7 protein-coding genes are annotated in these 17,033 nt (G+C 38.8%); 5 read left to right on the top strand and 2 right to left on the bottom strand.

The annotated features are described in order from the left end of the window. Positions 1-28: 28 nt before the first annotated feature. A complete protein-coding gene (locus AC04QZ_RS07990; RefSeq protein ID WP_478357323.1) occupies positions 29-4,069 on the bottom strand; it encodes a hybrid sensor histidine kinase/response regulator in 4,041 nt (1,346 codons plus the stop codon). A 626-nt stretch (positions 4,070-4,695) separates the two neighbouring features. Here AC04QZ_RS07990 and AC04QZ_RS07985 point away from each other — a divergent pair. The 5 genes from AC04QZ_RS07985 (at position 4,696) to AC04QZ_RS07965 (ending at position 15,966) form a co-directional block, all read left to right on the top strand. Next, positions 4,696-7,866 carry a SusC/RagA family TonB-linked outer membrane protein gene (locus AC04QZ_RS07985; RefSeq protein ID WP_478357321.1) on the top strand — a complete coding sequence of 1,057 codons (3,171 nt, stop codon included), beginning with the start codon at positions 4,696-4,698 and terminating at the stop codon, positions 7,864-7,866. 13 nt (positions 7,867-7,879) lie between these two features. After that, complete coding sequence (locus tag AC04QZ_RS07980; RefSeq protein ID WP_478357320.1) at positions 7,880-9,742, top strand: RagB/SusD family nutrient uptake outer membrane protein; 1,863 nt, start codon at positions 7,880-7,882, stop codon at positions 9,740-9,742. Between the two features lie 11 nt (positions 9,743-9,753). Continuing rightward, positions 9,754-10,668 carry a DUF5017 domain-containing protein gene (locus AC04QZ_RS07975; protein WP_086547291.1) on the top strand — a complete coding sequence of 305 codons (915 nt, stop codon included), beginning with the start codon at positions 9,754-9,756 and terminating at the stop codon, positions 10,666-10,668. A 71-nt stretch (positions 10,669-10,739) separates the two neighbouring features. After that, positions 10,740-11,525 (top strand): glycoside hydrolase family 16 protein, encoded by a 786-nt coding sequence (locus AC04QZ_RS07970; protein ID WP_478357319.1) that lies wholly within the window; start codon positions 10,740-10,742, stop codon positions 11,523-11,525. A 655-nt stretch (positions 11,526-12,180) separates the two neighbouring features. Next, the gene (locus AC04QZ_RS07965; RefSeq protein WP_478357318.1) at positions 12,181-15,966 is read left to right on the top strand and encodes a CBM96 family carbohydrate-binding protein; all 3,786 of its coding nucleotides are present in this window, start codon (positions 12,181-12,183) and stop codon (positions 15,964-15,966) included. 367 nt (positions 15,967-16,333) lie between these two features. Here AC04QZ_RS07965 and AC04QZ_RS07960 read toward each other — a convergent pair whose 3' ends face one another. Beyond that, on the bottom strand, positions 16,334-16,936 hold the full coding sequence (locus AC04QZ_RS07960) for a hypothetical protein (RefSeq protein ID WP_478357317.1): 603 nt from the start codon (positions 16,934-16,936) through the stop codon (positions 16,334-16,336). Positions 16,937-17,033: the final 97 nt, after the last annotated feature.

Here is a 17,033-nt window from a genome sequence, read left to right as displayed (position 1 = left end):
ATCACAATTTCCATATATGAAGAACCCGCTAAAGTTCATCCTGTATGAACTCGGTTGGTGATTTGCCAAAATATTTTTTAAATTCTATACTAAAATATTTCCTGTCCGTATAGCCAACAGCATAGGCCACATCTGATATGTTACCAATTTTTTGTTTTAGTAATTGAGCTGCCCTTTTTAACCGGATAGACTTGATAAATTCATTTACAGATAAGTCGGTCAGGGCCCTGATTTTTTTATAAAGGGTTGGTTGGCTCATACCAATTTCTGAGGAGAGCATGGGTACATCAAAATCAGGGTCTGTCATTTTTGTTTCAATGATTTGAATAATTTTATGCAGGAAATTTTGCTCGGTGGTATTGACAAGCAGGTTTTTAGGCTCGAGTTGAATGATGCCTGCAAATTTTTGTTTAATCTTTTCGCGGGCATTTAAAAGATTCTGGATATGGAGCTGCAAAATCTTTAAGTTAAAAGGTTTCATGATATAGCTGTCTGCCCCATTTTCGAGGCCATTTACCTGATGAACATAGGCCGACCTCGCTGTTAATAAAACAATTGGAATGTGACTGGTCCTTTCATCTGTTTTTAACCGGCGGCAAAGTTCCAAACCATCCAATACGGGCATCATTACATCGCTAATAATAATATCAGGGATGATTTCAAATGCCTTTTCCAATCCTTTTAAGCCATTTTCGCTCTCATGTACATGATATTTTGTTTCCAGCGATTTCTTAAGAAATGAACGTACATCATCATTATCCTCCACCAGCAAAACATGATAACTTTGTTCTTCGGCTAATACCAGATTTTCACCTGCGCTTTCGTTTTCTACAGCATTTGTTAAGAAGTTGCCATACCTGGCTTCATCATGGTCGTAAACATCATCTGTGACAAAATCACTTTCCTTAAAATGGCTTTTGCCGGTTTTCAGGCTTACTTTAAAACAGGTGAGCCCGGATGCATCTGCATTTTGCGGAATATTTTCAAAAGTGATATTTCCATGGTGGAGGTCTAAAATGCTTTTCGAAAAAGACAAACCTAAACCCGTACCAATTGTACTGGCTGATTTTGCCTGATAAAAGCGCTCAAATAAATTTTCCTGTTCAGCCAGGGGAATACCCGGTCCATTATCACAAATTTTAATCGTGACTAAATGATCGCTTTCCTCAATTTTAAAATTAATCTTACCTTCTTTAGGTGTAAATTTAAAAGCGTTAGACAGTAAATTGAAAAACACTTTCTCCAGTTGAACCTTGTCGAAGTATAGTTGTATTTCTTCTTTATCGGCTTCGAAATTATATTCGATTTGCTTGGAAATGGCCATATTCTGAAATGCCATGAAAATTTCGCGGCAGAATTTAACAATGTTTCCTGAACCGACATGTAATGGCATTTTCCCGCTTTCAGCTTTCCTGAAATCCAGTAATTCGGTAACCAGGTTCATCAAACGGTCGGCATTGTTTTTAATGGGCTGAAGCGATCTATAAAGTTGAGGATTATCTTTTTCGGTTTCAATCAGGTCTTCTAATGGTCCAACAATTAGCGTAAGTGGTGTGCGTATCTCGTGAGAAATATTGGTGAAAAATTCGAGTTTATGTTCGTTAATTTCTTTTTCCTTTTTAAATATGGCCCTAATTAATAAATAGCGGATAATGATAACTAAAATGGCTGCTGCTACACAGAAATAAAATAGATAAGCCCACCAGGTTCCGTAAAAAGGTGGGTTCACTACAATTTCAATCCGACGGATGTTTGCACTATACACCCCATCATTGTTTATACCTTTAACCAAAAAGGTATAAGAACCAGAAGGCAGGTTTGTATAGGTGGCTGCAGGCACACTAACCGTATTCCAGTTTTTATCGTAGCCATCCAGCTTATAGGCAAAATGATTTTTGCCTGATTTAATAAAATTTAATAAGGCAAATTCGATGGTTAATGTATTCTGATCATAAGCTAATACCAGTTTATTTGTAAAATTTATATCGGCTTTTAGCAAACCGCTTTCATCATCCACGCTTATCGAAGTGTTAAACAGTTTTAAATCTGTAAAAACAACTGGTGAGGCCACATTATTGCTCTGGATATTGTTAGGATAAAAACTGGTTAAACCATTATAACCACCAAAGTAAAGCGCTCCATTTACGCTTTTTAGCCTTGCATTTTTATTGAAAACATTGTTGAGCAGGCCATCACTCGTATTATAATTTTTAAAGTGCCTGGTTCCGGGGTTATATACAGAAAGGCCGTTACTCGTACTAATCCATAAATTATGGCCATCATCTTCCAAAATTGCCTGGATATTGTTGCTCGGCAGACCGTTTTCTTCCGTAAAAATTTCTATGGTATTATTTTGAGGCCGGTAACAATATAGGCCACCATAATAACTACCGATCCAAATTTGCTTTTTCGAATCTTGTGCAATGGTGTTGATGTATTTTATTTTGGGCCTGATGTTTTTGATGCGCTGCAAAACCGGGGCAAACGTGTCTTGTCCGTTGGGTTTGATATACAGCTCTGAGGTGGTGCCCATCCAGAGATTGTCTTCTGCATCATTTAACAAACATTTTATGGATGGTTTTTCAACGATGCCTGAAGCTGTATTTACGTTATAACGTGTAAATATATTTTTTAATTCATTGCTTTTGTATAGTCCGTTTTGTGTGCCCACCCAAATGATTCCCTCTTCATCTTCTGCCAGGGCAGGTATTTCTCTGCTGGTTGCAATCTGGTCTTCAGCATTGTATAAAAACCGTTTAAAAACGTTGCTGCCCCTGGCTAGATAATTTAAACCACCACCATGGGTTCCGATCCACAGATTTTCATCTTTATCCTTTAATAATACCTTAATAAGATTTGAACCTAGACTACTGCTGTTGTTCTGAATGTTTTTGTATAAAGTGTTTTTGTTAGATGATTTTTCATAAAAGTTCAATCCGCCGCCTTCAGTTCCTATCCATAAATTTTTGCCTCCATTTTCTTCTAAAACAGAACTCACCACATTGTCGCTGAAAGCTGGATTTATATGTCCGTTTTGAAAATTGTTGAAGACGGTAGTAGTAGGGTAGGTTACATTTACCCCGCCAAAATAGGTGCCCACCCAAATAGCATTGGCTTTATCCATAAATAAACTATAGACGGAATTTTGACTTAAGCTTTTTCGGTTCTCTGTATCATGTTTAATAGATGAGATTTTGCCAGTTGAAGGATTCATAATCATTAATCCTTCTAAAGAGCCTATCCATAAGTTCCCTTTATTGTCAAATATCATTTTTCTGATATTATCATTTACAGCGCCATTTTTTCCGTTATTATAATTTACAAATGCATTTGTTTTTTTATTGAAAGTACTAAATCCACCGCTTTGCGTTCCTACCCACATGCGGTGCTGTTTGTCGGTAACAATTGTGGTGATATAATTATCGGCCAGGCTGCCTGGTTTGCCATCTGCTTGGTAGGTTTTAAATGCATAATGGCCGTTTATCTGATCAATAACGGTTAGTCCTTTGGTTGTGCCCACCCAGATTTTGCCCGAATCATCTTCGGATATCGCTTTTATCTCGTTTGAGGCTAAACCATTTAATCCTGATTTGAGAAAAAGCTCCGATTTATAGGGCGGGTTTTTAACCATCTTAGTCAGACCGTTTATCGAGCCTATCCATAAGTTAGACTTACGATCCTCATAAATGCAGGTAATAACATGGCTGCCAGACCATTTTTTTGAGCTATTGATAACGATTTTTTCAAATGCATCTTTTTCAGGATTATACTTGTTTAATCCATTAGATGTAGCCACCCAAAGGTTTTGTTCATGGTCGTTAAACAAATAATTTATTTCATTTGCGCTTATGGCATTTTTTAAACCGGTGTTGCGGTATATTTTAAAGCGATAGCCATCGTATCTATTTAAGCCATATTGTGTGCCGAACCACATAAAGCCCTCTTTATCCTGAATAATAGTTAAAACCGAGTTTTGAGAAAGTCCTTTTTCAACATTAAAATGGTCGAAATAAATTTGCTGCTGCGCACTGATCCGCAAGGGAGATAGGAGTACAGCAATGAACGTCATTACTACTGCACTTATAAAGCTGTAAGTAAACTTTAGCACGAGAATAACATATTGGTTAGGGAGTTAGTACAATAATAAACTAAATTTTTATAAGAAATACCCAATTTATCTATAAAATTATCTTCCAGGAAAGTACCCATTCCGCTACCCTTAGTCCAGAAATGATAAGCAGATACAGCTGCTCAAAGGATAAAACTCAAGGGCAACTAAATCTAAGTGATAAAGGAATTGTTTCTTTCACTACACTTCGATTTTTTATGCTAAAATAATCACAGTGGATAATAAAGAGGTGTTGCAATTCTAAATATATAGGGGTGTTTTTATAAAAGATTATTTTTTTCTATAGAAGGATTTGCCTTCGCCCGCTGCCCAGCCCCGGATTTTATGGTATTTAAAAAATAATGCGGTTAAATAACGCTGTCGTTTTTGCTTAGAATTAACTGCTGTCTGGTTTGAACGATGAAGGTATTATTTCCTTCGATTTGTAATGCTATTTATAGAAAACAACCCCTAATTCGTTAGAAAATAACCCCTATCTAACCATTCAATAATGATAGGTTTGCTGTTGACCGATATCTTATTCAAAAGAAGCGGGCCGATATACTAACCAAACTAATTCTTAAATTATGAATAAACTTTACAGAGGGCGTAGGGCCATAGGCGCTATAATCCGGGCGCGGAATTTCACTGAACTTTTATTAGTACTCTTAATGTCAATAGTCGGTACCCAGGTTTTTGCGCAGAGCAAAACCATTATAGGGGTAGTTACTGATGGGCAGAAGCAAACGATACCTGGGGTAACTATCCAGGTAAAAGGTTCTAAAATCATTACGCAGACAGATGAAGAGGGAAGGTACAGAATCCAGGCATTGCCTGCCGATCAGTTGGTGTTCAATTATGTTGGCTACCAGGCTGAAACGGTGAGTGTAGGTGCCAAAACAACTATCAATATAACCTTAAAACCATCATCAATAGGCCTAAGTGATGTTGTTGTAATCGGTTATGGATCGGCAAACAGAAACGACCTGTCAACTTCAATTGCTTCAGTGAAAATGAGTGATTTTGAAAAAGCCCCGGTTAAATCATTCGAAGAAGCCCTGGCAGGACGTGTTGCAGGCGTTCAGGTAGCAGGTAGCGATGGACAGCCGGGGGCGGTATCAAACATTGTAATCCGTGGTGCGGGTTCGATTACGCAGGATAACTCGCCACTTTATGTTATCGATGGTTTTCCGATGGACAATGCAAATAACAATTCTATAAATCCCGATGATATTGAAAGTATCGATGTATTGAAAGATGCTGCGGCAACCGCTATTTATGGGTCAAGAGGAGCGAATGGCGTAATTCAGATTGTAACCAAAAGAGGAAAAACAGGCAAGCCTGTTGTAGCCTATAACGGCTATTATGGTTTACAGGAAAATACAAAGAGAATTGCTGTAATGGATCCTTATAATTTTGTTAAACTGGCCAATGAACTGGATCCTGTAGGTACTGCTCAGGGGTATTTTATTGAGGGAAGAACACTGGAATCGTACCAGGGTTTACAGGGAACAGATTACCAGGACCAACTGTTTAAAATTGCACCTTATCAAAACCACTCTTTATCTTTAAGAGGTGGTGCAGATCAGACTAAATATTCGTTATCAACCAACTATCAGGATCAGGAAGGCATTATCATTAATTCAGGGTTTAGTCGCATACAAAGTAGGTTTACGCTTGATCATAACGTTAGTAAAAAAGTTAAAGCGGGCATAAATGTTAATTACAGTTATACCCAATCGTATGGTGGGCCTATCGGATCATCTAATTTCTCGGCATCAATTAATACACTCTATTCGATATGGGGTTACCGTCCGATAACAGGAAGTTTATTGCCGATTGATGATCAGCTGTATGATCCCGGACTTCCCGCAGTAAATGTATATTCCGATTACAGGGCTAATCCGATTCTTGATTTAAAAAACCGCATCAATAACAACAAATCAAATAACCTTGATGCAAACGCTTATGTAGAATATGAGATAATAAAAGGATTAAAATTAAAATCTACCGGTGGCATTTCAATTGCCAATGCAAGGGTGAATGTCTTTTATGGTTCGAATACTGCTTTAGGGGGTCCTTATACTGCACAGAAAGTTAACGGTTCTATTTACAATAACACAGGTTCTACCTGGTTAAATGAAAATACGCTTACTTATGCAAAGAAAATTAATAATGCGCATAACTTAAATGCAGTAATTGGTTTCAGTAATCAATTTGCCAAAACCGGATCGGCTGGTTTTAGTGCCACCAATGTGCCGAATGAATCGCTTGGACTTGATGCATTAGACCTATCAACCTCAATTGTAGCAAGATCGGTAAATTCTACCTGGGGCATGCAGTCATTTTTTACCCGCGTTAGTTATGATTACAAATCAACTTACCTGTTTACCGCTTCTTATCGTGCAGATGGTTCATCCAGATTTGCTCCTGGCGAGAAATGGGGATATTTCCCCGCGTTATCGGCAGCCTGGAAAATAAAAAATGAAAGTTTCCTTAAGGATGCTAAAATTCTTTCTGACGCTAAGATCAGAACAAGTTATGGAGAAACTGGTAATAACCGTGTATCAGACTTTGCATACTTATCTCAACTTGCATTTCCTTTAAACCAAAGTTATTCTTTTAACAATAACCCGCCAGAGTTAAGTGCAATGATCGGAACCTTTGGAAACGAAGGTTTGAAATGGGAAACTTCCAGGCAAACCAATATCGGAATAGATCTAGGCTTTTTAAAACAACGCATACTCCTTACGGCAGATATTTACCGTAAAAAAACCAGTGATTTATTATTGAATGCCCAATTACCTTATACAACAGGTGCCAGTAATGCTTTCAAGAATGTTGGTGCCATGCAAAATGACGGTTTAGAGCTTACCCTGAATACGGTAAATATTCAGAGCAAAAATTTCCGGTGGACGACCAACTTCAATATTAGCTTTAACAAGAATAAAGTGGTTGCTTTAGCCGAAAATCAACAATATCTGGCTACTACAGTTGGTTTTGATACCAGATATTCAAACATTCCTCCTTACATATCGGTACTTGGACAGTCTGTAGGCCAGCTATACGGACACATATTTGATGGTATTTACCAGTACAGCGATTTTGATAGAATGCCTAACGGCGCATATGCTTTAAAATCAAATATCCCAACAAACAGCAATGCCCGTGCAAACATTAAACCTGGTGATATCAAATTTAAAGACATCAACGGGGATGGCGTCGTGAACGAGCAGGACAGAACAATTATCGGTCGTGGCCTTCCATTACATGTAGGTGGTTTTTCTAACAATTTTACCTATAAAAATTTCGATTTAAATGTATTCTTCCAATGGTCGTACGGTAATAATTTAATTAATGCCAATAGATTAATGTTTGAAGGATCTACATCCAATAATCCATTCCTTAATCAATTTGCAACTTATATCGATAGATGGTCGCCTACCAATCCGAGCAATACCTATTATAGAGCAGGTGGCGGTATAAACACCTATTCATCCAATGTAGTTGAAGATGGTTCTTACCTCAGGTTGAAAACAGTATCTCTCGGCTACAATTTTTCGAAGAAACTATTGGATAAAATAAAGCTATCGAGTTTAAGGGTGTATGCCAGTGCTCAAAACTTGTTTACCATGACCAATTATTCAGGTCCTGATCCTGAAGTTTCGACCCGGAATTCAGTGCTGACCCCTGGATTTGATTTTTCAGCATATCCTCGTCCCAGAACAATTGTATTTGGATTAAACACTTCATTTTAAATCAGATTTCGTTATGAAACGTATATATATAACACTTATCTTTTTTGTGGCAGCAATGTGCTCTTGTAAAAAAGTGTTGGATACTACACCAACAGAATTTGTTACGCCAACAAACTATTATAACACAGCCGCCGAACTGCAAACGGCATTAAACGGCGTTTACCGAACCCTTGCTACAAGCGGGTTATATCAGGCCATTTATTCCTTTCACCTGAATATAAGTACTGATGAGGTTTGTACAAGAGCTACTGGAGTACCACAGGAAACCATGTATAATTACGATTCCAATAATGCTTCGGTAACCACCATGTGGCGGGATCTGTATTTTGGGATTGAAAGGGCTAATTTATTGATTGAAAATATTAACAAACCTGTCATGGATGAAAGTAAAAGGAGCTTAATTAAAGGAGAAACTCTTTTTTTAAGGGCGTACTTTTATTTTATCCTGGCCAGCAATTTTGGCGATGTTCCGCTTATTTTAAAGCCAACAGGATCTATCCAGGATGTAAATGTTGCGCGCACACCACAAAAAGACGTTTTTAACCAGGTGCTGGCGGATATGACCACTGCCGAAGGCCTTCTGGCTTCGCAAAAAACAACAAAGGTAGTCAGCAGCGGGGTGGTTACGCAAACTGCTGTACAAGCCATTTTAGCGAAGGTTTGTCTGAGGATGGCAGGTTTTCCGATAAATGATATTTCTAAATATAATGATGTGTTAACCTGGACAAATAAAGTTATTAATTCGGGAGAACATGCATTAAACCCAAACTACCAGCAGATATTCATCAACATTGCCCAGGATAAGTATGATATCAAAGAAAGTATGTGGGAAGTAGAGTTTTACGGCTCGAACGTTACCATATATGGTGCAGGTGGTGGTGCATTAGGAAACTATATGGGTACACCCTCATCCGATCTGAATATAGGTGGCTCTGCAGGCTGGTTGACCGTAAGTAAAAAACTATTCGATTCTTATGATGTAGATCCTGCTAGTACAGCAAATCCAAAAGTATCATTTGATTTAAGAAGAGACTGGAACTGCGCCAATTATAACTGGGGAACAGGCATACCTGGTGTAAAATCGGCGCCAATTACCAACCCCTGGTTAATGTATGCCGGTAAGTTTAGACGGGAGTACGAAGTTGCTACGCCGAAAGATAAAAATACAACACCACAAAATTACCCGATTATCCGATATGCTGATGTTTTATTAATGCGTGCGGAAGCCGAAAATTATATTAATGGACCAACTCCACAGGCCTATAGTGATATCAATCAGATAAGAAGAAGGGGTTTTGGGATATTACAGGGGAATTTGGTAAAAGCGGTTACCATAACAAATGGTGGCAGTGGGTATACTACGGTGCCAACGGTTACCATCACGGGCGGTGGTGGCTCGGGTGCAACTGGTACGGCTACCATTTCTGGCGGTAAAGTTACGGGTGTTATACTCACAAATAAAGGTAATATAGCCGCACCATATTATACGGTTGCACCAACCATTGCTTTTAGCGGCGGTGGTGGCACAGGTGCAGCTGCTACTGCAACCATAACATCGGCAACCGATGCAGACTTACCTGCAAACCTATCAAAAGATGATTTTCAAAAAGCCATTCGGGATGAAAGAGCCCGCGAGTTATGTTATGAGGGGGTAAGGCGCCAGGATTTGATCAGATGGGGGAATTTTTACAACGACATGAAAGATTTTCTTGCCTACGCATTGGCGAATGGTGTACCTAATTTAACCAATGGACAACCTGGCGCCACCGGACCTGCTACTCCGGCCAACAATGTCAGCCCAAGAAATCTTTTGCTGCCAATCCCTCAATACGATATTTCATTAAATACCTCATTAACACAAAATCCCGGCTATTAATCCTAAAAATTATGAAATCAAAATATCTTTTTTATATGGTCTTGCCGGCGTTATGTTTAGGCCTGTCATGTAGTAAAAAATTAGGAGTAGAGGCTCCAACATTAAATGTTACGGTAACAAATGGTCAGTTGATTAATGGTGTATCCACTTTTAAGCTTGGTGAGACAGTACAGTTCGCTTTCAGCGGATATGCAGCCAATGTATCGGTTTATACGGGCGATGCGGGTCGTAATTACGATTATCGCGAACGTACAGCGGTAAGTGGTAAGCCGCAATTATCATTTACTTCGTTGGCGCAGTTTGGTACACAAAGCAATACTTTACAGGTTTTAGCCATTAATGGCCTGCCTAAGTTAGATGCCCAGAGTGCTTTGGCCGCTAACTGGGTAGATATTACGGGCAGGGCAACGTTATCAACCGGAACAGCAATCGCATCTGGAACCATAGATTTATCAGACCTGGTAAAAAGCACGTCCGATTCTTTATTTATTGCATTTAAGTATTCCGGGAAAACGGGTTCTACACAAAGAACCTGGACGATTACCAACTTTGCTGTAAATACCATTTTGCCTGAAGGACCACAGGTTATTTCAAATTTAGCAAATGATAATCCGTACTGGACAAAATTCAGTGAAGGAACGTCGGCTGCTAACTGGACAACAACAACTGCACAATTACAGGTAGTTGGCGGCACGGCTACTGCACCTGATAATGTTTCCTGGATAATATCGAAGCCCCTGTTTGTAAGCAGGGTGGCACCAGACTGGGCCGTAGGACTTAAGAATATCGGAAATGCCAATCTGACCACCTACAATTACAAATACCTAACGGTTGGCAAGTATAAAGCAACATTTATCATTTTTAATAACTCTATTGATGAAACCAGCAAAGTGATAAAGGAAATCCCAATTGAAATTGTCCCTTAGTATCCTTTTAATTGTTTAGTTCTTTGTTTTGCTGGGGCTATGCCCCAGCTTTTTCTCCTATTTTTTTATTTATGTATTCAAAACTTTTTATTGCCGTTTTCCTATGGTTTTGCATCACCACTGCAAATGCACAAGATGCTTCCCGTTTCAAAAAATTAGTATGGGCGGATGAATTTAACTACAAAGGCTTGCCCGATTCTACAAAATGGGATTATGAAGTTGGTTTTGTGCGCAATAAAGAACCGCAGTATTATACAAAGGCGAGGTTAGAAAATGCCAGGGTAGCAAATGGAAACCTCATCATCGAAGCTAAAAAGGAGAATTATAAAGATGCAAAATTTACATCAGCCAGTATCATTACCCTCAATAAGAAGCACTTTAAATATGGTAAAATAGAAGTACGGGCAAAAGTACCCAAAGGAATTGGAGGATGGCCGGCCATTTGGATGCTGGGCATAAACCGAACAGAAGTAAAGTGGCCAAATTGCGGCGAAATTGATATTTTAGAATATATAGGAAAAGATTCTGCTGCTGTTTATGGTACAGTGCACTATTCGGATATTGACGGGAAATATGGTATGAAGGGTGAACATCCTAATGTAGGCAGCCCTTATGATGGCTTTCATCTTTACACATTTGAATGGGATAAGGATAAAATGGCGATGTATTACGATTCGGTTAAATATTTCGAATTTGATATATCAAAAGCAGATCAAAATATCCAAAAAATTTTTAGAAGTAAATTTTACCTCCTTCTTAATTTAGCTTTAGGCAGGGAAGGTACGCTGGGCGGGCGGCTGGATGAAAATATTCTCCCCCTTAAATATGAAATAGATTACGTCAGGGTTTATAAATAAAAGAACTGCTTGCTAACAGGCAATATGTTTTTATGTCGATAACAATGGTATTGATTATAGAGATGGAGAAACAAGGATAGTTTATTTCTCTATTGTTCCGTTTGTTTAAGGGCAATGTCTTGAAAATTCTTTGCAATAAGCGTCATGGATGTTATGTTGTGAATGAAATTTCAAACATTGCCTTTTTTGGTGTTTATAGAATCTAATTTGTTTATAACCGATTGAAATTCAAGATTTCACCCCTATTTACTTATGATATTACCCCTATTGTTTTTTCTTTTCAATCTAAATTTATTGAAGGATCGCGATAGTGAAAAGATTATTGATCACCAGGCAATTTTTATTTTTCTGTCAACTTCCTGCTAACCAAATACTAAAGAAAACAATATGAATTTACTTCAAATCCTCTCCGGGCTGGCAATGCCCTTAGGCTGCGGTTTCCTGGCCTGCTGTCGGGATAATGCAACCTGTGCCCAAACCATATTATTAAACAAATGCCCCTGCCGGGTTAAATCCATCATGCTGTTACCCCGGCATTCATAACAGGTTTTGTTTACTGGAAGCTAAATTACCTACTCATGAACAGTGTGGAATAATGGCTAACCAACTTTGGACAAACTTAACTCATCCTAAATTTCACTTAAAAGTACGCCCTATGTTAAAGTTTTATAAATTATTACTGTTATGCGGCATCTTCATTTTTTGTAGCATAACCGCTGCTGCACAAACCGATATTTCAAAGGTTCGTAATGCCTACTTATCCAGTTATTATTTCAATTACGCTTATTCCAATGCTGTAAAAGCCATACCTGCAAGCCATATTCTATCCCGTATTGATACAGACGGAAGTTTTAAAAGAACCAATAGAAACAGTGTTCAGGCTGATTTAACCGATACGATTTTTAAGTTGCTCTATGTGTTTGAGCGACCAGATTCTACTGCTTATTACCAGAATGAGGCAACCAAAGTTAAACTGTATAATGCTGTCAACTATTGGCTGAACCATTATCCCGGTTTTGCATGGACGGGAAGTGCCATGGCGCAACCTTCTTCATTAGGGATGATATTGGCGAAACTAAATGATAATTTTCAGGCCGATGCAGCTAACCCTTCCTATAGTGGTATTATCTCAAACATCAAAACCAAAGCTAAACAGTTTTTAAGGTATACCTGGAGCAACGGTGCCAGCAAAAGCACCTTTAATAACCCTAATTTAGGAAACAACCCTGGCGCGACTTACGATTGGCAACGGATGGGGAATGTGGGTTACAGGATATTAGGCTACACCGGCATTGCAGCAGGATGCGACGATAGCACCTCAATGGATACGATTTCTATTATTATATCCAATCAAATTCCGCTGCAAATCAATAAAACAACCCTCTCCTCGGGTATTGTGGGAGCTGCCTATGATGGTACATTATTCCAGCACAGTGCATCATCTACATTGGGTTCTCAATATCAAAATACAAGTTATGGTTCCGATTATCTTCGTGATCTTTCGAGATATGCCATTTGGGTGAAAAATAGTAAGTGGGCATTAACAAAATCACAACAAGAGGCCTGGGGGAATATCATCTTAAATGGCATGCAATGGATGGCTTACAAAGGCAATATTACCGGGCATAATATTGCTGGCCGGCATAATGCAGTTAAAGGGGCACTTGGTACACAGTTAACAGCCATGCCCAGCGAATTTACCAGCGTTGCAGATTCGACAATAGCACCATATAAACGTGTTAAAGCATTACAAACTAAACTTGCCAATAGCGGGTATAAAACCTATCAGATAGATTCGACTAAATATTTTTGGAACTCCCATATCATATTAAATCATTCAGCAAAATATTTTACCGTCATCCGTATGCTCTCTAAAAGAACCGTAGGGGCAGAATCTTCTGATGCTTCGGGTGGTGCAGGCCTCATGAACTTTTTTGTTGCAGATGGTTCTATGATGTTATACCGCAGGGGAAATGAATATGATACCGCCAGAGTAGGCTGGAACTGGCGGTGCATACCAGGTACTACCGTTAAACAAAAAACAGGTACACTACCGCTGGTACCCTGGAGCGCAGGAACTGAAAGTAATAACGATATTGCAGGGGGCGTATCAGATGGGAATGTAAGTATCGGCATGTTCAATTTAAGCCGCACCCATACCTATACCAAAACAAAAGCAAACAAGGCTTATTTTGCTTTTAAAGACGCCTTAATTTGTGTAGGCAACGCGGTAAGTGATGCAGACGCAGCAGCAGGCGATATTTATACTACACTTAACCAAACCCAACGCAGAACCGATACTTATTACAAAATTAATGGTGGAGCAGAACAAACTGTTGCTTTGGGCAGCAGTGTGGCAACTTCTTTAGATATTACCTCGGCATCGTGGTTTTGGCAAGATAGTGTGGGCTACGTTATTTTACCTAAAAGCACCATAGCTACCACTGCTGTTTTAAGAGCCGAAACGCGCTCAGGCAACTGGTATAACCTGGATAAAAGAAATACCAATGCTACTGTATCGGTCAATATTTTTCAGCTGAGTATTAACCATGGTACAACAGGTTCAGGAAAAGATGATTCTTATCGTTATGTAATTGTCCCGTCGGTTAGTAAAACGGATCTGATTAATTTTTTCAATGCTAAAATATTAGCTGCCGATTCTACATCCCTGTATATTAACTACAATGCTGCCAACCTGATTTCTGCCAGTTACAATGGTTATACAGGGGTGTTTTTTACGGGTACAAGTAACGCGAAGGCCATTAATTTAGGCGCTGATAACCTCAGCGTATCGGCCGATAAACCTGTTGCGCTCTTATTAAAACGTAAACCGACAGGTTTAGATATTCATGTAAGTGATGTGAAAAATGCTTTTAACACCAATAACGAAATCAAACTGGGTTTTAACAGGATTTTCCAAAACAACTCTTTTACGCCTGTAAGGGCTAATGGCCCGGTGCAAATTACGCCAGCAGCAGATTCTTCTATGGTTACCGTAAACACCGCCAAAGTTAGCGATCTCTACGAAGGTGAACCCATACAAATCAAGGCTTTAAAAGGAACATCAACCATAAAAAGCGATAGTACAGTTACCCTTGCCGATTCGTTTGTGCAGGATGGTACTTACGCTACAACCAACTATGGTTTAAATTCTTATCTGGCCATGAGTTATGGCAGTAATGGTTATACCAGAGAAGCTTATTTGAAGTTTGATATGCATGGTGTAAAGGGCAATGCCATCAACGCAAAACTCAGGTTATATGTTACAGGCGCCGTAAGCACCCAATGGAACTTACACAAAGTGAGTAATAATAGCTGGACCGAAACAGGAATTATCTGGAATAATAAACCTGCTGCAGATGCCGCGGTAATTTCGGGCGTAGCAGGGGCGAGTGCTGTTGGTTATGTCTATTTTGATGTTACGCCATTGTTAAATAGCCTGGGTACGGATAGCATTTTATCTGTCAAAATAGATGTACCATCAAATGTGGGATATATTTGGTCGGCAGTATCTTCCAGACAAGGTAGTTTTCCGCCCAAAATACTCTTCACTGTAGATACGGCGGTTTCGGCATTAGCTGTTAAAACTGCACCTGTAATTGCTGATGCATTTGTTAAAGACGGTACTTTTGCCAATAATAATTTTGGTAGTTATACCTACATGGAGGTTAAAAGCGATGGTGTAAGTTACCGGAGAGAAGGTTACCTTAAATTCGACCTTCACAATGTTAAAGGGAAAGTAATCAGCGCCAAGGTAAAATTATATAGTTTAGGCGCCTCCACCACTAAATGGCGACTAGAAAAGGTTAACAACAATAACTGGACCGAAAGTACCCTTAAATGGGCTAATGCGCCTGCGGCCGATACCTTAATTAATGTTCAGGATGGCACCCCTGCGGCAGCTTCTGTGGCTTTTGATGTGACCAATCAATTGCAGCATATGCCGTCTGATAGTTTGCTGAGTTTAAAAATCACAGCACTCACCGATGCTGTTTTTACTTCATTCTCTACAAAAGAGGGTGCTGCAGCCTATAAACCCTATATTGAGTATACCGTAGATACGACACAAAATATAGAAGGCTTAAATATGCAGGCACCGCTGCTCATGGCCAAGGCACCACCGAAAAAAATGAAGCTGGATGAAAATTTAACGCTTGAGCAGACCGATCAAGAAATTAAAGTGCAAAATATTTTAACACCCAATGGCGATGGTGTAAATGATATATGGCTGATTAAGAATATCGAACAGTATCCGAAAAACTGGGTGAGGGTATTTTCTACTAACGGCAAACTGGTTTATAGTAAAACCAATTATAGCAACGATTGGGATGGTCAGTATAACGGCGCCCCATTGGCCGAAGGGGCCTATGTTTATTTTATTCAGATTAAGCCTAATGCTAACCCGATAAAGGGAACATTTTCTGTACTAACCGCCAGATAAATTAATAAAACTGAACAAATGCCGGTCTGAAATTATAGCCGGCATTTGATTTTTAGATGAAGTATTTTTCAGGGAAATGCCGCCCTCGCGTTTGTCAGTGGAGCATTATTTTTGTCGCTCGCTGGCGCACGCGTGCCGCGTGTGCAGTTCACCACGAAAATAGATAATAGGCTTAACTATGTTTTTCTCACGCGCGTGCCCTAATTATGTGATTATTATATCTCGAAAATTATGGAAGTTTAGGATTTCGACTTTCTAAATTTTAGAATTTTTATATTGGTACGAGTTGAAGACTCGCACCAGCACAATTTATCTAATTACAATCCGATCGGATTAGAGGGAGCAGTTTAACGATTAATTATCTATCTTATTCAACCTTGTTTTTAATAACAAATCCAAGACCATTACTTTTTTGTTGAAGGTAGACCCTGATTCTCTCGGCGTAATTTAGATCAAGGTTGAAATTATCAATTCTTGTAACCTTATTTATATTGTCAGTGATAATAATTTTATTAGTGATTATTTCTAGTGTCTCGATGTTCTTGATTTCGATCTTCTCCTTAAGTCCCGTTATTGATAGAATTTTTCCATCACTTTCGATTCTACCTTTCGGTAAATCTAGTATACCATTTATAAATAGCAATATTCCTACAATAAACATGATTAGGTTAAGCTGGAAAATATTCGGCATCCAGAACGCAAATATGCCACCTAATGAAATAAGTATTACTCCTAATATTATTGAGGTCATTTTAGAATATTCGTCATTAATTGTAGGAATCAAAAGGTATTCTGCATTACCTTTTCTGTATTGAATTTTAGAATAAATGTTAGCACACCAATAAACTACCCATATCCCTAAGAAGATGTAACATAGCACTGGGTTGTCTATCGTCAAAACACTTAGGTATACCAAGCCAAATGTAATAAGCTCAATGATGGTCTTTATGTCTTCTTTGAAACGTTTCATGCGAGAGTGTTATAGGATTTATGATTATTAGAAGGTTGATATATACAATATAATAAATTAAGGTAAAATTGTTTACTTCATTTAATCTACCTCGCTG

The sequence above is a fragment of the Pedobacter folensis genome (genome assembly GCF_056490665.1).
The sequence above is the reverse complement of the archived record's forward strand: the minus strand, read 5'-3'. Positions and strand labels throughout refer to the sequence as shown.